The organism is Salicola sp. AFF1 (assembly GCF_056783195.1).
Genome location: NZ_JBXAYL010000034.1, coordinates 1 through 19,814, shown reverse-complemented (window position 1 = coordinate 19,814; position 19,814 = coordinate 1). Strand labels below are relative to the sequence as shown.

Here is a 19,814-nt window from a genome sequence, read left to right as displayed (position 1 = left end):
ATCGGGGCATGCGAACAGCTCCTTGTTGCTCAGTGCCAGCCTAGCAAATCGGGGGTTTTTCTACAGCCTCAACGCTTGCAGCAGGGGCGCGACGTCAGGAGCGTCCCTTGCCTGCATTTGTTATGAACTTTTTGTATTCTCGCCAAAGATTTCTCCGCCACTTCCAACTGACCTTTACTTTTACGGGCTTCCCAATGCTGGTGTCCACATAGAGGTTGAAAGTCATTATCCGATAAAACGCTGTCAGTACGTTGTCAGCGAACAGAAACTCGTCTCTTTTATCCAACTCCGCAAAGAAATCTGAAGGGTGGAATATCAGTACTTGCTCTCCGTCTGATAGCTGCTTTGGAAGCTTTGAGCACATATGGCTAACGCGGCGATCAAGGTATGGAAACGTCCAGAAGTTCAGCTTTCCTGTGAAAGGATATTTCCTGTACCTCCAGTGGTAATTCGTCACACTAACTTGGCGTGGCCCTACATTGACGCATGAAAGCGTGTAAACAAAAAAATTCAACACTTGGGGATTTTCTTGTGGAATTACGCCCGAGGAGAGCGTTGCTCTGAGTTGAACCTTTCGATCTCTGACAGACAACCAAAGTGCAACACCCGAAATCAGGACAGTGCCAACAGCCGATAGCCATGGAGCAAAGCTATTGATAAACAACCATGTCTCTTTGCACTCAGGTGTCACTCAAAGCTCCCATTCATAACGGATAGCTAACCGGCGCCGGAGCGACAGCGTAGGGGACCAAAAGCGCGAGCTTTTGGCGTCCGGTTGAGCGGCTGGTTAGTGGCGGGCCCTACGGAAACCCGCTCCCCGGCAGTAAACACAACCGCCCACTCCGTTGCCCCTGCACCGACTGCCGCCGACACCCATGATTGAAACCACCGCCACCGTTGCGGTGGACGAACCTGAACTCAAGGGTAGCCGATCCAGAACTGATTTTCGCCGGACAGCCCCACGACCGTGGCACCAATTTCTCTAACCAGGAAGAACTCGGCTGAGCTACCAACTCCCTGTCCGATGTTGACGGCCTTGGCCGAGCACCGGCATTTCCGACTTTCTTTCAGCTTTCCGCCAAGGCCCATGGCACACAGCCAACGAAAGGCCCGGAACCACAGCCCACTAACAGGTAATCACTGGAATTCAGCGATATTGATATTCGTGAGGTCTGTATAGCGCCGCTTGGCCCGTAGAACCGCGTCCATACAAACCCCTAAAAAATAATAGCTTAACTCAGCGCCAGGGGCCATGCGGTGTAATCGTTTGACGTCTCGATTTTGCTCTTTCAATAACAATGTATATTTATACAGTTATCAGAAAATCACTTTATATCATCAACAGCAGGCGTCAACCTGCGCCTGCGTGATCACAGCCTCAGGATGATTCGGCTCAACCGGTACAGCATTCGCACCGGGAAGTCATGCAGGTACTGGGTCCGTTGCCACGATGGTAGCTATCCGTAAGTGGTGGGCTATAAAGGGAGCTTAGAGCTGCTGCCCCCGGTGACCCACGCTACCGCCCCGGCGGACTTGAGTCACCGTCCAGTCAGCGTAACGCAGGAAAGAGGCCCGCGCGATCCGGTTACGGGTACCGGGTCTATTCGGAGAATGGAGAAGCTTCCGCCCATCACCCGGTCACCAATACCGTAACCTCATCCATTTACACAACCCAAGGCAGGAATAATCTTGAGCAGTGCCACAACCGTCCGCTTTTGAGGGGTGCGCTGGCTTGATGGCCCGGGGTGCTGCTCTTTCCAATCTTTGGCCAGGATTGTCCTGGTGTGGCCATTGATCATCGCCATTCGCTTTGGCAACGCATTCATGCGACCTGCGAACAGGACAGCAATCTCAATACCTTGCTAGACTAATTGTTGATGGCATCCAGCGTGACCTCCGGTCTCGATAAGCCGTTTGAGGCAGTACGCCCGCACATTGAAACCTGAACGCCCCAATAGGGGCTCCCCGGTAAGGGTGCGGTGAACAGGGAATCAGGATTCAGGACTTCATTCGATGAAACGTATTCTACTCGTTACCACTGTGGCGGCCGTTGTCGCCGTTTTTGTCGCGAACTACATGATTAAGAATGAAATTCGGTCTGAACTGGATCGCGTCCAAGCGGCGGCTTCAGCGTTCGGAACGCTGACTTACGACGATGTCTCGGTGACGCCTTTCGGCAATGCCTGGGTGGAGCGCATCCGTTTTTCGCCGCGTGGCAGCGATGAAGCGTTCCGGGTCGACTGGATTGGCCTGAAGACGGACAGTCTATGGACGCTTTACGCCATAACCCATGAATTGCAGGGCGGCGAGGCCCCCAACCATCTTGAGGTGGCCATGCTTGGTATTCAGCTGGATCTTGAGAGTCAGCTCATGCGGGCACTCGCGAAAGGCATGGAGAATCAGTCCGACCAGATGGGCTCTTTCTTTGCAGCGGGCTGTGGTGATCACAGCCGGATGACCTTCACGGACATGGTCGCCATGGGGTACGGGGCCACGGTCTCGGATCTATCCATGTCCTACACGCTTGCGGAAAACCGGAACCGTGTTTCGATTGATACCACTCTCAGTACCGAGGGGATGTACTCGATCACGTTCTCGAATGAACTGGCATTTGACCCTGAGTCGCTGCAACAACAGACCAAGGGGAACGTGCCGCCCCAGATGGCGGCTGCGAAGGCGGCGAATGCTTTACGCTTCCGCTCCGCTCGCCTGTCATTAGAGGACCATGGCTACACCTCTCGCCTCATTGAATACTGTGCTGACGAAATGGATATGGAACCCGCGACCTATCGCGAGCACCATCTCAACGCCTGGCACTCCCACTGGGAGAAACTGTCTGTTGAGCCGGGGGACGAGGTTGTGGCCGCCTACAGGACGTATCTGGACTCGCCCGGCACGCTGTCCGTTGTCATTGATCCGGACCAACCCATCAGGTTCTCCGAGTACATGGGCCAGCTCGGGACCCGCAACTGGTTCGACCGTCTTGACCCGCAGGTTGCGGTCAATGGCGGTGAACCGAAGCCGCTGAGTTTCTCGCTCGTGGGCGGTACCAGCCTGGCGGACCTGCGCGACCGCATTGAGAGTGCAACCGCCATGACAAAACTGGAGTCCGATAGGCCAGAGCCTTCAACATCAATCGACCAACAGGCTCAGGCCTCGTCCGACCCCGATGAGAACCAGGGTGACAGGGGCGGCTCAACCAACGATGAACCCGGGGCCGGCGAGCCGGTGACGCTCAGTATCAGGGACCTTCCGGAGCACCGGAATGAAAAGCTCACGATTCAGCTTCAAAATGGACGCACGCTCGTGGGCGAAGTCCAGACGATCGAGGAGGATCGGCTCAAGGTGCGGCGTGAGGTGCACGGGGGTGTGATGGTTCAGCCCGTGGATTTTGATGATATTGCACGTATAACCAAGCGCTGACCGCTGGTCAGTGCCTAATGAGCCATTTTCGGTCAAAAAATAGTGGTCGGCGTGGCAGGATTCGAACCTGCGACCCCTTCCTCCCGAAGGAAGTGCGCTACCAAACTGCGCCACACGCCGAAACAGGGCTGGGATGCGGCCTTGCCGCAACGGGAGCGAATTATCCGGATTCCAGCCCCCTTCTGTCAAGAAGGGCCCACCAATAAGTCCAATCGCGAATGCAAAACGTAGTCCCAGGCAACTAGAATGGACAATGTGTTTAACTGCCCGAGGATTGCATGCCGCTTCCCCCTTTTCCGTTTGATAACAGCTATGCCCGGCTGCCCGAGCACTTCTACCAACCGGCGCAGCCAGCGCAAGCCCCTGATCCGGAACTCATCCGCTTCAACAGTCCACTGGCCGAAGAACTCGGCATCGACGTCAACGAATCCGATGAACACGAGCTTGCTTCGGTCTTTTCCGGCAATGCGCTTCCCGACAACGCCGAGCCCATCGCCCTGGCCTATGCGGGCCACCAGTTCGGCAATTTTGTGCCCCAGCTGGGCGATGGGCGTGCCATTCTCATCGGCGAAGTGATCGATCAGTGCCAGAAGCGCCACGACATCCAGCTCAAGGGGGCTGGCCGCACCGACTTCTCCCGTGGTGGTGACGGGCGTGCGCCCATAGGGCCTGTTATCCGCGAATACATCGTCAGCGAAGCCATGCACGCCCTGGGCGTCCCCACAACCCGCGCTCTGGCAGCAGTGACCACCGGCGACCGGGTTATGCGGGAGCTGCCGGAACCCGGCGCCATCCTGACCCGGGTAGCGGCCAGCCATATCCGCGTGGGCACCTTTGAATACTTCGCCTACCGCCAGGACACGGACGCCATCCGTACACTGGCGGATTACGCCATTGCCCGCCACTACGCCTCGGTCATGTTCGAGGACCAGCCCTACCAGGGCCTGCTGCGCGCCGTAGCCCAGCGTCAGGCGGAACTGATTGCGGACTGGATGAGCATTGGCTTTATCCATGGCGTGATGAACACCGACAACATGGCGATTGGTGGCGAGACCATCGATTACGGTCCCTGCGCCTTCATGGATCATTACCATCCCAATACCGTCTTCAGTTCCATAGATGCTCGCGGGCGTTATGCCTACAGTAACCAGCCAGAGATCGGTTACTGGAACCTGGCGCGCTTCGCGGAATGCCTGTTGCCCCTTTTTGACGGGAGCAAGGAACAAGCCGTTGATACAGCGAAAGCCATACTGGGTGAGTACCGCGAACACTATAACAGTGCCTGGCGTGAACGATTCGGCCGCAAACTTGGCATCAGCAGCCTGACCGAGGCGCACGAAGGATTGGTGGACGAGCTCCTGTCGCTGATGCAACGCAATAACAGCGATTTCACGGCAACCTTCCGGGCGCTGAGCCAGCACGCCAATCTGGGAAATCCAGAGGAAGCCGCCACTGCCCTGTTTGGAGACACCGCCGAGGCGCGGGATTGGGCGACGCGCTGGGCTGAACAGCTCAACGCCCCCGAGCTCATGTGGCAGGCCAACCCCGCGATCATTCCCCGCAACCATCAGGTTGAGGCCGCCATCAAGTCCGCTCAGCAAGGGGATCTGCGTCCTTTCCATGATCTCATGGCCGCCCTTGAGGCCCCCTTCTCCACCGAGGCCGATCGCTCTGAGTACCGGCATCCACCCGTCCCGGAAGAACGCGTCGCCAGAACCTTCTGTGGCACCTGAGAGGCATGGTTCACATCCTTGAATGGCCGTTGTCATCCAAACGGCCACTCCTTTTCCATTTACGGACACTCCGGTTGGCAGCCCAACCTGCCTCTGTATAGTGCGGGGACCCGAAGCTGATCAACGATTCGTCAATTTGACATCTGTTAACGGATCGGTAGCCAATGCTGCCGTTTTGACCAATAATTAAAGTGAATGGAAAGACGGAATCCGGAGGGATCCAAGCATGGATGTGCCCGCTCGCTCATTCCAGGCTACCCAGGCCTACGACGTGCCCATACTGCCGGCGCGGTATATGACGCACTTCCTGCGGTTTATGGAGCAATACGGCGTGCGCCCACCCGCACTCCTGGAAGGCACCGGCCTTGATGTTTCCAACCTGGAAGCCAATGAGCAGGGCCTGTCCATGAATGAATTGCTCGTCCTGCTGCGCCACGCCCATGAGCTGGCCGGGGATGAGCGCCTCCCTTTCGAGTTCGGCAAACAGCTGGATATCAACGCCCACGGGCTCATTGGCGCGGCAATCCTTTGGCAGAATGACTATTTCCGGCTCGTTGAGATGATCATCGAGTACGAGCGTGTTTGCCTGCCGATCTATGACCTCCGCCTGACCCTGAAGGACGAAACGGTCCTCATCCGGCTGGAGGACCTATGGGACCTGGGCGAGCTGCGATCGTTCATCCTCCGCATCTATATGGGCAGCATCTACGAACTCGCCCGCCACATCTGCAACGGTATGGTTCTGGAGTTCGATACACCGACGGCCCTTTCCGTTGAACAGTGGCAGCAGGCCGCTCCGCAAGCCGTGCTTCGCTTCAATGCGGACAGGGCCCTCGCTACCCTTTACCCCATCCAGCACACCTCCGCCAGCATAGGCGAGGAGTTGGCTTCATTCCTGGCCCGCCACCGGTCCCGCCAGGAATTCAAGGTGCCCGAAACCGGCTCCAGTATCATGGAACGGGTACGCCGCCAGATCATGGACGATCCCGGCCTCAACTGCACATTGGAGCGCGTGGCCCAGAACCTGCAGATGACGCCGCGTTCGCTGAGGCGCCACCTCCAGGCCGAAGACTGCTCCTTCCGGGATCTGCGCAATGAAATCCGCTGCCACTACGCGGAACGCTACCTGGCCGATACCCGGATGCCGCTGAGTACCATCGCCCAGAAACTGGGCTTCAGTGACCAGGCCAGTTTCACCCGTGCCTACCGTTCCTGGACCGGGCGGACGCCAGGCCAGGTGCGCCGCCATACCTGAACCGTGCCCACTCCTTGATTTCTCTTGCCGGGTTCACGGTTGTTGGTTGACGTTCGTCACGAATTCGGCAATTCCCTCCCCCAATAACCGTTTTTGACAATCCTGTTGCCTCTTTGAGCAATGACCACAGCCCGGCATGCGCGCGACTGTTGCAACTGCCGGGGCATTCAGGATGCGCCAATCAATCCCGGCCTAATGAATACAACTAGACAATGAGGATGACGTTAATGAACGCCATAACCGAAAAGCCTACAAGTAAGCCCGGGCGCCTGCTGCTCAGCAGTGCGGTATCCGCGCTGCTTGCAACGGGCGCCAGCGCCGTGAACGCGGAAGAGGTGTCACTGACCGTTGAACACACCTGCCCGTTGCCCATCATTGGCGAGCAAACGCTGGTTTCCGATATCACCGCTGACCTGCCCAAGGAAATAAAAGCGGGTGAATCCACCGGCGAGTTGACCATCAACTCGGTCACCACGCTCAACAACCAGGCCCGCCAGGGTCTCTATTTCGCGGGGGCTCGTACCCTGGAAGGCACCGCCATTGCGGATAACAACATTGCCCTTCCCGAGAAGGACCAGCCGCTGGAGGTGACCCTCGAGATCCCGCAGCAACCAGTTCCTGGAGAATCCGGACCTTTCACGGTGGAATCAAGTGCCACTGTTGACCCGCTGACCTTCGAGAATCCGGGCCAAGGCACCATCACGGTTGGTGACCTGACGCTCAACCAGGTGGTCCGTGATGGGGATGGCAACAAGCTCGACGATCCGGTGGGTGAATTTACGGCTGACTGCACCCTTGTGGGGAACCAGGAAGACATGGTGCTCCATACCTTCGAAGTGCTGCCGGACGAAACCGCTCCCGCCAATATCACGGTTGATCCGGAAAGCCTTGACCTGGGAACCGCGATGGCCGGCAGTCCACTCAACGGCTCCATCACCGTGGGTAACGACGGTGGCAAGCCGCTCAATATCAACAGTGTCACCATTACCGGCACAAACGGCGACCTGTTCACCCAGAGTAACGACTGCACCACTCTGGATCCTGGGCAAAGCTGCTCGGTGGACGTCAACTTCCAGGCAACCCAGGCGGGCACCTACAGTGCGGCTGTTGAGGTCGACTCCACCGATCCGGACAGCGCGGACTCGCCCAAGGTGGTTGACCTGAGCGCCGAGGCAACGGCACAGCCCGAGCCGGAACTTGAACTGGGCTCTCAGGACGTTGATTTCGGCACCGTCGATCTGGCCAATAGTGGCAATGCTCAGCAGACGCTCAGCCTGACCAACGTTGGTGACGGTGGCCTCAACATCAACGGCGTAAGCATCGCCAATAACGCCAACGGTGTCTTTACGCAGACCAATGATTGCCCGGCCTCGCTCAACCCGGACCAGTCCTGCTCCGTAACCCTGAACTTCCAGCCCACCCAGGTTGGTGACTACAGCGCGAACCTTGAGGTTGCAACCAACCTTGATAACTCGCCTGAGGACGTTCCGCTCACTGGCTCCGCCGAGGACACTGGTGACGGTGACGACGGCGATGATGGTGGCGACGGTGGTGACGGCGACAACACCGTGGACGTCACCTTTGACCTGGAAGGCGTGACCAATGTGGCCGCCAATGGCTCCGACGTGCCACTGAATGGCCAGATCATCAGCGAACTGAATCTGGGTAATGGTAACTTTACGGCGGATCTCGAACTCGAACCGACCCAGGCCGAGTTCCAGATTTCCCAGCTGTTCAAGACCATCAAGGGCCGCGCGGACATCAAGTTTGAACCAGTGGGTGAGACCACCGGTCAGCTCAATCTTGAGACCGGCAAGCTCAGCGCCGAAAGCGAACTGATGATCAAGATTCCGGAAGCACGGGTTTCCATCATCGGCTTCGGGTTCGGTTCCAACGGCATCCCGATTGGTGGTGGTCACTCCTGCCAGACCACCGAACCGGCAACAATCAGTCTTGAAAGCCCGGAAGGCGAAGAGTTTGATCCGCTCAAGGGCGGTACCGTTGAAGGTACCTACTACGCACCGGCGCTTGAGGACTGCGGCCTGCTGACCGGCCTCCTCAACGAGTTCTTCGAAGGCCCGGGCAACACCATTGAGCTTGAGCTGTCGCCCCGTTTGGAGGAGTAACGGGGAAACAGAGGGGGCGGTCCATCAAGGGGCGGGCCGCCCCAAAACAATAAAAGAGGAGAAATCACAATGACGACAATGAAAAAAAGCCTGTTGGCCCTATCAATCGCATCACTGCCGATGGCGGCCTCCGCTGACCTGCACCCCATGACGAACAAGGACATGGGCAATGTGACCGGTCAGCAGGGGGTGACCATGGAGCTATCAACCTCCGCCACCATCGATCAGGTGCAATACGACCAGGGGGAGAATACTGGCTCGGTTCTGATCGACAATATCCGGATTGGTGGCCTTGAAGACGGTGAAACTCTGGACGTCAGCGTCAACGTTGACCTTGTCACCAAAAACGACGATTTGGGCAGTTCTCCGGTTAACGGTAGGCCTACGGGGAATATCGAAGAAGGCGATGCGTATATTAACGTTCGTCCTAAAGGGAATACATTTAAGCCAGTCAGAGCTGGCGTTGATTTTGATGAACTTGGCCTTTCCTCAAGTGACGGCAGTGAACAGGCGACCATGATTTCAAATTTTGAAGCCGATATCTGGGCAAGCCAGCTTGACATCACAGCCCGCGTTAACAATCAGATCAATAATGGCACTTCTGGAACCGGCTCAATCCGCATTCGGAACACTTTCCATGCGGAAATCAGTGCCGACTTTGACGTTGCAGCAGTCAGCCTTCCCAAACTCCGTATAGGGGGGAGCGGTCAACTAGGTAAGCTCAAGACAGACTTGAGTTCAAAAACTCCAGATGAAAAGAAAACATACCGCAATAATCGCGCAATCTCCGGCGTACAGGTCAAAGCTGAAGTAGGCTCCGGCCCCCCCATTTCTCCAGCTAGCAGCAGCACACCTGACGAGACACTGCGCGTGGATCTCAAACCCATGACAGCCAGCATGTGGATGCCCAAGGTCCAGGTTGGCAGTGGCGATAGCAACGGTGTTTCCAGCATCGGCCGTGTCGGCATCGACAACCTTACTGTTGCGGATACACAAATGGCGATCTACGGTCGCGAATAAACACGTTTCACGGGGCCGGCCTTCCGGCCCCGTTTTTCTTGCTGGCCCCACTACTCGTACCTCTGCTCGTCCCCTCTTTAGCTTTCCGTGTTTGATGCAAGTGAGTGTTTGGTACCCCGGGCGAGGACCTAAACCACCGGTTCGCTACAGAACGAAAAAGCTGTAACCCCCTCCTCCCCGGATGCTATCTTTTTGCTGACAAAAGGCGCTTTTTGGAGGCATTCGAATGCAACGCCCTGCCCTTCTGGCCATCGGTCTCGTGCTTGCGATACCGGCACCAGCCGAAATCTACCGCTGCGACCAGGGCGGCGAGACGGTTTTCTCGGATTCCCCCTGCGGGGACGACGCGGAAAAGCTGGAGGATGTGAGCGCCCCCAAGCCCGGCGGCGACATGGGGGCCGGGATCAATGAAGAACTCCAACAGCAACGCAGCGCTGAGCGGGCACTCGAGTCCATTAACCGCAAAATTGATGACGCACGCGAAAAGCGCCAATCGATCAAGGCTGAAAGAGACGCTGAACTGGACAGGGTGCGTGCTCGCAAACGCCGGGCCAATAACAACCTTGCCGGTGCTACCCTGGAGAACTCGCTGGCCCAGGAGGAACGTAACATTCAGGAGCGGTACCAGAGCCGCCTGGACGCGATCAACGAAAAGCTTGACCGGCTCAAGGATCGTCGCCGGACCATCCGCGGGCGACAGGATAAGAGCAAGAAATGAGGACGTTTACAACAAGCAGCACCCGAGGCCGTTCCGTCTCCGTAGAAGACTTGTAACTGGAACAGTTCCTTAAGGTGGGCGCGTCCTTCATTCGCCTCTGGGGTGCTTACAAGGCTCCACGAAGGTTGCGGAATTTTTCACAACTGATTCGGGCATTGAACGCTGGAGGCGTGGGGGCTGAGCACTTAGGCCACATCCGCCTTGAGGCGCACTCCCAGTGCTTTCAGCACCCGGTTGATCGTGTCGAATCGAGGCTTCGCGCCGGGGGCCAGGGCCTTGTACAGGCTTTCGCGGCCAAGCCCGGCCGCGCTGGCAACCTCACTCATGCCCTTGGCACGGGCAACATTCTTGAGCGCTTCAAGCAGCTCATCCATGTCGCCATCGGCCAGAACCTCGGACAGGTAGCATGCGATCACCTCATCGTTATCCAGGTACTCTGCGATATCGAAGGGGGTGATCCCGTATTGTTCATAAGCCTCTTGACTAATAGCCATGGCGGTTCTCTCCTATTTCTCAAGATCGGCGGCCATGCGCTTGGCCTTCTCAATATCTTTCTCCTGGCTGCCCTTGTCGCCACCGACCAGCAGCAGGTAAATCGAGTCTCCCTGCTGAGTGAAGTACACCCGGTAGCCAGGTCCGGATGGGATACGCATCTCCCAAACACCATCTTTCAGGTCTTTGCAGTCCCCGAAGTTGCCATGAGCCGCCCGATCAATCCGGCGGCCGATGCTCGCTTTTCCCATCGGGTCTTTCAGCTTCCGCAGCCAGTCCTTGAACGTCTGGGTTTGCCTGATTGGCTTCATGGCTTAATTGTATCTGTTTGGATACATTCCAACAAGCTTAGAAACAGGTGTTTCCGCGCCTGCGCGAGGCCAATCCGCGACCGCTGGCTCCGGCGGTGACCATCTTCGAGCGCCACGCCTCCCGCGAGGTATTGCCCATTGACGTCACCAAGGAAGAAATGGGTGTCGGTTTGTTGGCGCTTACCACATACAGGGACTATAATCCATGCGCTTCTCAGATACAGAGGCGAGGAATTCATCAAGTTCGAAAGGAGTTATAATGAGGAAGGCACTGATCGCCGCTGCTGCGTCCCTGTTCATGGCAGGCTGCACAACGGCTGGCCCCTACGTGACCAATATTTCGAGTGGCGGAAACGGCGAACTTAATGTTGAAAAGTGCGCTGTAAAACTGAATTCGTTTACCGGCACTATTTCCACCACAGACTGCACCTCGCAGTCACTTACGGTGAACGACCAGTAAAATCCATAGCAGGATTCAAGCAGGCGCCCGTTCACTCGAACTGACGGCGCCTGCGGCAGACCTCTCACCGGAACCAGCTTGCCACACAGCGCTCCCCCTGATCACGCCGCATACAGACTCCAATTGATGATCCGGACATGAAAGCCATCGCCAATAAATTGCTCGGTTTCGATGCGGAAGGGTCAGAGGGAGCCAATCAGGGGCAGGCAGGGTTGTGAATCTTGCCCCATGCGTGTCCCATTTTTTTCTGGAAAACAGAAAAAAGCTTTTCAATCAAAAGGATAAGTGGCGGTGGGCCAGGGATTCGAACCCCGGGAGGGCGTTAACCCTCGGCGGTTTTCAAGACCGCTGCAATCGACCACTCTGCCAGCCCACCGTTAAAAGAGCTGCCTGAACGGCAACGCCGGGAATATTACCTTAAATCGGCGTCATGTCAAAGTGTTGTAACCCTAAAACGGCACAGAAAGGCTTTGCACCGCCCCCTGCAGGCTTTATGATTGGGTGTACAGTCAAGAGTCCATCAAGGAGATTCCACACATGGCCGATAACCGTTTCCCCAATGCGGCCCAGAGCCGGGCCCAAAGCGGGGGCCGCGAAGGGCTGAGCACCGAGGTCACGACGGTACTGCGCAACACCTACATGCTTCTGGGGCTGACTCTCGCCTTTTCCGCGGTTACGGCGGGAATCAGCATGGCCCTGAACCTGCCCCATCCCGGGCTCATCCTGACCCTGGTTGGCTTCTACGGTTTGCTGTTTGCCACCCATAAGCTCCAGAACAGTGTCTGGGGGCTGGTGACCACCTTTGCCCTGACCGGCTTTATGGGGCTGACACTGGGGCCCATCCTGAATGCCTTTGTCGCCAACGGAGCGGGCCACCTGGTTACCACCGCGCTTGGGTTGACGGCCACCATCTTCCTGGCCCTGTCCGCCTACACGCTGATTACCCGCAAGGACTTCAGCTTTTTGGGCGGGTTCATTTTCGCCGGCGCGCTGGTACTGATGGGCGGTATGCTGATTGCCTTCCTGTTCAACCTCCCCAACCTGCATCTGGCAATCTCGGCAGGCTTCACGCTCTTTGCTTCCGCCTGCATCCTTTACCAGACTAGTGCCATCATTAACGGAGGTGAGCGCAATTACATCATGGCGGCCGTTGGCCTCTATGTCTCGCTCTACAACCTCTTTATCAGCCTTCTGAATCTGCTGATGGCCTTTGCCGGCGACGGCTGATCCGGCGTGCAAGCAGCCTTTCTGATCACGGCGGCGCCCCATGAGACACAGGTGGTTCACTCCGCCTGGCTCTGCGCCGCCGCGCTTCTTGAGGGGGGTCACACCGTTAACCGCATCTTCCTTCAGGGCGATGCGGTTTTCCTCGCTGAAAGCCCAACCACCCCCCTTCCCTCCGGTAACGACAACGCCACGCGCTGGGAAGAACTCATCACGGCCTGGTCGCTCCCGGCCAGCGTTTGCGCCGGTTCAGCCAATGAACGCGCCCTGGAGGAAGACCACCTGAGGGCAGGCTGGCATATTGGTGGTCTCGGGGATTGGGTTACGGCCTGCTCCGCCGCGGATCGGATCCTGCCATTCACGGGTGAGGGTTGATGACGGAGCCAGCGCTAACTTCATTGCCAGACCAACTCTTTGTTCTGGATCGCGGGCATAACGCCCATGAGTTTCTGGATATGCTGCTGACGTTCTGCACTTTTGGGGGCAGCGCTGGCTTGCTCCTGGTCGGCCCGGGCGTCGAAGCACTGGCAGTGGCCCATCGGGGCATTCCCCTGCCGCAGTTTGCCACTATGGGGCTGCAAGGCCTGATGGTGGATTCCCAGGCAGCGGGGGAACGGGCGGTTGTACTCCCCGAATCGGCCACTGGCGTGGACGCCAGCCAGATCCGGACGCTTTATGAACAGGTTCCGAGGATTCTGCATCCATGACAGGGCGGGTTCATGTCCTCACCAAATCGCCAGAGCATCCCCGGCATGAGCGCTGCCTGGCCCTGCTTTCGCTAGAGGATACCCTGATACTGACGGCGGCCGCGCTTGAGCGGCTGTCGCCCACTGAGCCGGTTTTCCCCATCAACGCGGGCAGGGTTCTGGTCCTGGCGGAAACCCCTGAAGCACTGCCCATTCCCGTGGCTTGGGAGGCTCTGGATCACGCGGGCTTCGTGGAGCGTATCCTCAGGCACCATCAGCCCGTCTTCTGGTAGGTTAAAGACTGCTCAGAACCACAGGCACCAGGGCCGCAATCAGGCCACAGAGGCCACCTGCCAGCATCAGACGCCCCTCCTCGGCTGCGAATACAGGGCGGAGGATCGACTGGAACGCCTCCGGAGAAAGCCCCGCGATCCGCTCCTCGATGACCTCGGCAACAACGCGGGCCCGGTCCTGATTGAAAGCGTCATCCCGGAAGACCTCTTCTGAGGCGATCAGGGCCCGGTCGTTCATGCTTTTCTTGAGTTCGGTATAACCAGAGGCACCCACAGCCATCTGGGTGCTGAGCCGCATCACGGTAGATTGATCCAATAGTGGCCGCAGATGCTTCTGGATAATGGCCCGGGTCCGTGATGCTTTCTCACCGTGCACGATGGCATGGGCCACCTTCTCGCAGGTGAGCAGCTCATGGGCAACCCGTTGGCCCCAGATCCGGCTGACTTCGGGCTGTTGGCGCATCAGCAGGCCCTGGACACGGAAGGGACCCAAACGTTTCGATTCCCGGGGCCGGAAGATCAGCGTGAGCGCGATCCAGTTGGTCAGCAGCCCAACAATGAGACCACCTCCCATCAGCAGCCACTGGGAGGGCCAAATGGTCCACCCCAGGGTCAGGCCAACCCCCAGGAGCAACCCTATAACACCCCCGCTACGGATCACGAACCGGAACGTTGATTCCCCGGCCTCCTGCAGCAGCGTGTTCATGAATTCCGGGTGATGCTGCAATTCCTCACTCATCAATGCCTTGAGGTCCACCAGGTCCCCGAGTTCTTCCCCGAAATCCGCCACCATGGCGTCCACCCGATCCGGCAGATTGTGTTCCACATAGCGATAGATGCGCTGCTTGAGGCGTCGTGGCAGGTTATCCCAGAGCACCGGGTGGTGCTCGTACATCACATCGTCCACGTACTCCTCAAGATAAGGCATGATGCGGCTCACCACTTCCCCTGTGATCAAGGCCGGATCAAGCCTCTGGTAGAGGCCAGTCAGGTCGCCGCTGTGCGCCAGGGTCCGGTCAATACACTCATGGGCCATGGCCTCTGAGCGGCGCGGCACAACACCCTGCCAAACCAGGAAAGGCGGCTTGCCAACGGGCTCAACCGGATGGAACAGCATCCACACGGCAAGCCGGTTGGTTGCCCAGCCGACCAACGCCGTGAACAAAGGAAGAGCCCAGATGATGAGAGGTAGATCGGGTGCGGTCACGTGTGCATTCCCTGAGCGCGTATTCAGGGCGCCACTCTAGCGGAAACCGTCCGGTAACGGTATGCAACAGCGCCCGGGGGCGCTGCTGAGTCGATCAGTAGTAGGCGTTTTCGCGGTAGGAGTGGTCGGTTACGTCCTCAATGCCGGTAATCTCCGGCAGCTGCTCCTTGAGAGTGCGTTCAACACCCTGCTTGAGCGTAAGGCTGACCGCCGCACACCCCTGGCAGCCGCCGCCGAAACGCAGGACCGCAACGTTGTCATCGGTCAGTTCAACCAGCGAGACTTCACCGCCATGGGCGGCCAGGCTGGGATTGACCTCGGATTGGAGCACGTAATCCAGGCGCTCGGACAGCGGCGCGTCCGGACTGACCTGCGGCACCTTGGCATTGGGCGCTTTGATGGTGAGCTGCCCACCGGTTTGATCTTCCTGAAAGTCGACAACCGCTTCTTCCAGAAAGCTGATGCTGTTGTGGTCGATGTACAGCGGGAACTCGCCCATGTCGAGCTGTTCATCAGACGGCACCACCTCATGGGGCGGGCAGTACGCAAGACAGGTTTCGGCGTGACGGGTGCCTGGCTGGGTCACGAACAGCCGCACTCCCATCCCATCAACGTCCTGCTTCTGGACGAGCTGGCCAAGATAACGGCGGGCTGATTCGGTGACGGTGACGGTATCCAATGCCGCTCCCCCTCTTGATGGTCGGTTGTGCTCTTATTGTAAGGAACCTGCCGCGTGAAAAAAAGACCAAGCGCCGCGGTCAGGTATAGCCAACCCTGGTTCTGGGGCTGAAACGCAATTGACGGTTGTACAACATCAAAAAAATTTGATGAACTATCAGGACTTTTACGGATTCTGTGTTAGGATGCTTTCACTTCAAGCGAAACCTGCTACCGGGACACGGACAGCATCCCCCTTCAGATAACGCTCAGGATGACGCTCTCCCTGCCACACAGGGTGACCGCCTGGCGCAAGATTTCCGTCTCTCGATCCGAACACTGACAATGAGGTAGTTGAATCAATGGCTGATCGACAAACTCGACTGGAGCAGCTGCGAACGGCACTGCAAGAACGCATCGTCATCCTGGATGGCGGCATGGGCACAGAGATCCAGAATCTTGAGCTCAGCGAGGCGCAATACCGTGGTGAGCGGTTCAAGGACTACGAATACGAGGTCAAGGGTAACAACGACCTGCTCTGCCTGACCCAGCCGGAAAAACTCTGGGACATCCACAAGCAGTACATGGATGCGGGCGCCGACATCATCGAAACCAATACCTTCAACTCCACGCGGGTGTCGCAATCCGATTACCACATGGAGGACCTGGTTCCGGAGCTGAACCAGAAGTCGGCCCAGCTGGCGCGCGAATGCGCTGACGCCAAGACGGCCGAGGATCCAAGCAAGCCGCGGTTTGTTGCCGGCGCGGTTGGTCCCACGTCGAAGACCGCCTCGATCTCGCCCGACGTGAACAATCCGGGCTACCGTAACACCAGCTTTGATGCGCTTTACGAGGACTATTACGAGGCCATCGAGAACCTTATTAAAGGTGGTGTGGACATCATCCTGCTGGAAACCATCTTTGACACGCTGAACGCCAAGGCGGCCATCTTCGCTGCCCAGCAGTACGAGATCGATTCCGGTGAAGAAGTGCCGCTCATGATCTCCGGCACCATCACGGACGCCTCCGGCCGTACCCTTTCCGGCCAGACCACCGAGGCCTTCCTGAACTCCGTTGAGCACGCCAATCCGCTGCTGATCGGCCTCAACTGTGCCCTGGGCGCCGATGCCATGCGGCCCTACGTGGAAGAACTGGCCAACAAGGCGCCCTTCTACGTGAGCACACACCCCAACGCGGGACTGCCCAACGAATTCGGCGAGTACGACCAGACGCCGGAGGAGATGGCGGACATCGTGGAGACCTTCGCGCGCGATGGCTTCCTCAACGTCATTGGCGGCTGCTGTGGTTCCACCCCGGAACACCTGCGTGCCATTGCCGAACGCGTGAGCCAGTATGCGCCACGCCAGGTGCCGGAACGCGAACCCAGGCTCCGCCTGTCCGGCCTGGAACCGTTCACCGATGACGACAATGTTGTGTTCATCAACGTGGGTGAGCGCACCAACGTCACCGGGTCTAAGAAGTTCCTCCGCCTCATCAAGGAGGAGCAGTACGAGGAAGCACTGGAGGTCGCGAAGGACCAGGTTGAGAACGGTGCCCAGATCATCGACATCAACATGGACGAGGGCATGCTCGACGCCAAGGAGTGCATGACCACCTTCCTTAACCTGGTTGCCTCCGAGCCGGACATCTCCAAGGTGCCGATCATGGTGGACTCATCGCGCTTTGAGGCGATTGAGGCCAGCCTGAAGTGCATTCAGGGCAAGAGCATCGTCAACTCGATCAGTCTCAAGGAAGGCGAGCAGGATTTCCTGGAGAAGGCACGCAAGATTCGGCGTTACGGCGCCGCCGTGACCGTGATGGGCTTCGATGAGCAGGGCCAGGCGGACACCGCGGAACGCAAGATCGAGATCTGTAAGCGCTCCTATGACCTGCTGGTCAACGATGGCTTCCCGCCCCAGGACATTGTGTTCGACCCGAACATCCTGGCGATCGGCACGGGCATCGAGGAGCACAACAATTACGGCGTGGACTTCATTGAAGCCACGCGCTGGATCCGCCAGAACCTGCCCTATGCCTCGGTCAGCGGTGGCGTGAGTAACCTGTCGTTCTCCTTCCGCGGTAACGACGCGGTACGCGAAGCCATGCACTCGGCATTCCTCTACCATGCCATCCAGGCCGGCATGAACATGGGCATCGTCAATCCCGCCCAGCTCGTGGTCTACGATGACATTGATGAGGAGCTCAAGGAGCATGTTGAGGACGTCATCCTCAACCGTCGCGAGGACGCCACCGACCGCCTGCTGGACATCGCCGAGAAGTACAAGGGCCAGGGTGGCCAGGAGAAACAGGAAGACCTGGAATGGCGCGGCTGGCCCGTTGAAAAGCGACTTGAGCACGCACTGATCAAGGGCATCACCACCTATATCGACGAGGATACCGAAGAGGCGCGCCAGCGTGCCGAACACCCCATCGAGGTCATCGAAGGGCCGCTGATGGATGGCATGAACGTGGTCGGTGATCTCTTCGGCGAAGGCAAGATGTTCCTGCCGCAGGTCGTGAAAAGCGCCCGCGTCATGAAGCAGGCCGTGGCGATCCTTATCCCCTACATCGAGGCCCTGAAATCCGAAGGCCAGAAGGCCAAGGGCAAGATCCTGATGGCCACGGTCAAGGGCGACGTCCACGACATCGGCAAGAACATCGTCGGGGTTGTACTGCAGTGCAACAACTTCGAGGTGATCGATATGGGCGTGATGGTCCCCTGCGACCAGATCCTGCAGAAAGCCAAGGAAGAGGATGTGGATATGATCGGCCTGTCCGGCCTGATCACGCCCTCGCTGGACGAGATGGTGCATGTGGCCAAGGAAATGCAGCGGCTGGACTTCCACGTGCCGCTTCTGATTGGCGGCGCCACCACCTCCAAGGCCCACACCGCGGTCAAGATCGACCCTGAGTACCAGAACGATCAGGTCCTCTACGTGAACGACGCGTCGCGCAGTGTGGGTATTGCCGCCAAGCTGGTGAGCGAGACGGGCAAGCAGGAGCTGGTGGATAACACCAAGGCCGAGTACGACAAGGTCCGCGAACGGCGCAAGAACCAGGGCCGCAAGGCCAAGATCATCCCGCTCGAGAAGGCGCGTTCTCGTGCCCCCGATCTGGACTGGGAAAGCTATACGCCGACCAAGCCCAGCTTCCTGGGTCTCAAGACCTTCGAGGATTACAACCTGGGCGAGCTGCTGGACTACATTGACTGGGCCCCCTTCTTCCAGGGGTGGGACATGCCCGGCAAGTATCCGGACATTCTGGATCATCCCGAAAAAGGTGAAACCGCACGGAACCTCTTCGATGATGCCCAGAAGATGCTCCACTGGCTGATCGATGAGAAGAAGATCCAGGCCAAGGGTGTGATCGGCTTCTGGCCGGCCAACCGTGTGGGGGACGACATCGAGATCTACACCGATGAGTCCCGGGAGAAGGTTCTGACCCGTGTCCATCACCTGCGCCAGCAGGACGAGAAGGCGCCGGACAAGCCCATGATGTGCCTGTCGGACTTTATTGCCTCCAAGGAATCCGGTATTCCGGACTACATTGGCGGCTTTGCCGTGACCGCGGGCCATAATGCGGACGAGTTGGCCAAGGAATACGAGGTGGCGAACGATGACTACAGCGCCATCATGATCAAGATCCTTGCCGACCGTTGCGCCGAGGCGCTGGCCGAGCGCATGCACGAACGCGTGCGCAAGGAGTTCTGGGGTTACCAGACGGACGAGCAGCTGTCCAATGAAGACCTGATCAAGGAACGTTACCAGGGCATCCGCCCGGCCGCCGGCTACCCGGCCTGCCCGGATCACACGGAAAAGCCCGAGCTGTTCCGCATGCTGGACGCGGAAGCCAACACGGGTCTGGAGTTGACTGAGAGCCACGCCATGATGCCGGCAGCCGCCGTTTCTGGCTGGTACTTTGCCCACCCCGAGTCGCAGTACTTCGCGGTTGGCAAGATCAGCGTGGATCAGGTGGAGGACTACGCCAAGCGCAAGGGCATGAAGAAGTCCGAAGTGGAGCGCTGGCTCATGTCCAACCTCGCCTACGACCCGGACGAGTAACCCGCTCTCCCGCCCTCTCCCGTAGAGGGCGCAAGTTACTCCCCCAACGGGCACCAGGCCACCTGGTGCCAGTTTTTTGTTTGCCCGGCGAAGCCGGCAAACCCGGCCACCTGCAAGAAGGTGGCGTCACCCCGACTGAGGGGAAGAC

General features: G+C 58.3%; 17 protein-coding genes and 2 tRNA genes. 13 read left to right on the top strand and 6 right to left on the bottom strand.

The genetic code is table 11. The features are described from left to right. Both AC1RQI_RS15295 and AC1RQI_RS15290 read left to right on the top strand, forming a co-directional pair. The coding region (locus AC1RQI_RS15295; RefSeq protein ID WP_481905488.1) for a hypothetical protein at window positions 1-304 on the top strand (304 nt) is incomplete at its 5' end. A gap of 1,709 nt (window positions 305-2,013) precedes the next feature. After that, on the top strand, window positions 2,014-3,423 hold the full coding sequence (locus AC1RQI_RS15290; RefSeq protein WP_481905487.1) for a hypothetical protein: 1,410 nt from the start codon (window positions 2,014-2,016) through the stop codon (window positions 3,421-3,423). Window positions 3,424-3,466: 43 nt separating this feature from the next. Here AC1RQI_RS15290 and AC1RQI_RS15285 read toward each other — a convergent pair. Further along, window positions 3,467-3,543 (bottom strand) — tRNA-Pro (locus AC1RQI_RS15285). Window positions 3,544-3,701: 158 nt separating this feature from the next. Between AC1RQI_RS15285 and AC1RQI_RS15280 the strand changes: the two genes are divergently transcribed. The 5 genes from AC1RQI_RS15280 to AC1RQI_RS15260 all read left to right on the top strand — a co-directional run bounded on the left by AC1RQI_RS15280 (window position 3,702) and on the right by AC1RQI_RS15260 (window position 10,275). Next, window positions 3,702-5,156, top strand: a complete 1,455-nt coding sequence (locus tag AC1RQI_RS15280; RefSeq protein ID WP_481905486.1) for a protein adenylyltransferase SelO — start codon at window positions 3,702-3,704, stop codon at window positions 5,154-5,156. A 226-nt stretch (window positions 5,157-5,382) separates the two neighbouring features. Then, complete coding sequence (locus AC1RQI_RS15275; protein WP_481905485.1) at window positions 5,383-6,411, top strand: helix-turn-helix transcriptional regulator; 1,029 nt, start codon at window positions 5,383-5,385, stop codon at window positions 6,409-6,411. Between the two features lie 227 nt (window positions 6,412-6,638). Continuing rightward, window positions 6,639-8,537 (top strand): choice-of-anchor D domain-containing protein, encoded by a 1,899-nt coding sequence (locus AC1RQI_RS15270; RefSeq protein ID WP_481905484.1) that lies wholly within the window; start codon window positions 6,639-6,641, stop codon window positions 8,535-8,537. 69 nt (window positions 8,538-8,606) lie between these two features. Then, entirely contained in the window at window positions 8,607-9,557 is a 951-nt protein-coding gene (locus AC1RQI_RS15265) for a DUF6160 family protein (protein ID WP_481905483.1), read from the top strand. A 226-nt stretch (window positions 9,558-9,783) separates the two neighbouring features. Next, window positions 9,784-10,275: a DUF4124 domain-containing protein gene (locus AC1RQI_RS15260; protein ID WP_481905482.1), complete on the top strand. Its 492-nt coding sequence runs from the start codon at window positions 9,784-9,786 to the stop codon at window positions 10,273-10,275. 185 nt (window positions 10,276-10,460) lie between these two features. Here the strand turns inward: AC1RQI_RS15260 and AC1RQI_RS15255 are convergent, their stop codons facing one another. Both AC1RQI_RS15255 and AC1RQI_RS15250 read right to left on the bottom strand, forming a co-directional pair. Further along, complete coding sequence (locus AC1RQI_RS15255) at window positions 10,461-10,769, bottom strand: addiction module antidote protein (protein WP_416634557.1); 309 nt, start codon at window positions 10,767-10,769, stop codon at window positions 10,461-10,463. A gap of 12 nt (window positions 10,770-10,781) precedes the next feature. Further along, window positions 10,782-11,078: a type II toxin-antitoxin system RelE/ParE family toxin gene (locus tag AC1RQI_RS15250; protein WP_481905481.1), complete on the bottom strand. Its 297-nt coding sequence runs from the start codon at window positions 11,076-11,078 to the stop codon at window positions 10,782-10,784. A gap of 259 nt (window positions 11,079-11,337) precedes the next feature. Here AC1RQI_RS15250 and AC1RQI_RS15245 point away from each other — a divergent pair, with 259 nt between their 5' ends. Next, window positions 11,338-11,538: a hypothetical protein gene (locus AC1RQI_RS15245; RefSeq protein WP_481905480.1), complete on the top strand. Its 201-nt coding sequence runs from the start codon at window positions 11,338-11,340 to the stop codon at window positions 11,536-11,538. 286 nt (window positions 11,539-11,824) lie between these two features. On the opposite strand, the gene AC1RQI_RS15240 is transcribed toward AC1RQI_RS15245, so the two are convergent. Continuing rightward, window positions 11,825-11,914 (bottom strand) — tRNA-Ser (locus tag AC1RQI_RS15240). A 161-nt stretch (window positions 11,915-12,075) separates the two neighbouring features. Here AC1RQI_RS15240 and AC1RQI_RS15235 point away from each other — a divergent pair. Genes AC1RQI_RS15235 through AC1RQI_RS15220 form a run of 4 tightly spaced genes read left to right on the top strand, consistent with a single transcriptional unit; the run spans window position 12,076 to window position 13,741 of the window. Further along, window positions 12,076-12,765: a Bax inhibitor-1/YccA family protein gene (locus tag AC1RQI_RS15235; protein ID WP_481905479.1), complete on the top strand. Its 690-nt coding sequence runs from the start codon at window positions 12,076-12,078 to the stop codon at window positions 12,763-12,765. Window positions 12,766-12,771: 6 nt separating this feature from the next. Next, the gene (locus AC1RQI_RS15230; protein ID WP_481905478.1) at window positions 12,772-13,137 is read left to right on the top strand and encodes a DsrE/DsrF/TusD sulfur relay family protein; all 366 of its coding nucleotides are present in this window, start codon (window positions 12,772-12,774) and stop codon (window positions 13,135-13,137) included. Continuing rightward, the gene (locus tag AC1RQI_RS15225; RefSeq protein WP_481905477.1) at window positions 13,137-13,469 is read left to right on the top strand and encodes a hypothetical protein; all 333 of its coding nucleotides are present in this window, start codon (window positions 13,137-13,139) and stop codon (window positions 13,467-13,469) included. The genes AC1RQI_RS15230 and AC1RQI_RS15225 overlap by 1 nt, the downstream gene beginning before the upstream one ends. Next, window positions 13,466-13,741 carry a hypothetical protein gene (locus AC1RQI_RS15220; protein ID WP_481905476.1) on the top strand — a complete coding sequence of 92 codons (276 nt, stop codon included), beginning with the start codon at window positions 13,466-13,468 and terminating at the stop codon, window positions 13,739-13,741. The genes AC1RQI_RS15225 and AC1RQI_RS15220 overlap by 4 nt, the downstream gene beginning before the upstream one ends. Window position 13,742: 1 nt before the next feature. Here AC1RQI_RS15220 and AC1RQI_RS15215 read toward each other — a convergent pair whose 3' ends face one another. Together AC1RQI_RS15215 and nfuA are read right to left on the bottom strand one after the other, a co-directional pair. Beyond that, the gene (locus AC1RQI_RS15215) at window positions 13,743-14,948 is read right to left on the bottom strand and encodes a hypothetical protein (protein ID WP_481905475.1); all 1,206 of its coding nucleotides are present in this window, start codon (window positions 14,946-14,948) and stop codon (window positions 13,743-13,745) included. Between the two features lie 94 nt (window positions 14,949-15,042). After that, on the bottom strand, window positions 15,043-15,627 hold the full coding sequence (gene nfuA / locus AC1RQI_RS15210) for a Fe-S biogenesis protein NfuA (protein ID WP_481905474.1): 585 nt from the start codon (window positions 15,625-15,627) through the stop codon (window positions 15,043-15,045). A gap of 340 nt (window positions 15,628-15,967) precedes the next feature. Between nfuA and metH the strand changes: the two genes are divergently transcribed. Then, window positions 15,968-19,666, top strand: coding sequence for a methionine synthase (gene metH, locus AC1RQI_RS15205; RefSeq protein WP_481905473.1), 3,699 nt, complete (start codon window positions 15,968-15,970; stop codon window positions 19,664-19,666). Window positions 19,667-19,814 lie beyond the last annotated feature (148 nt).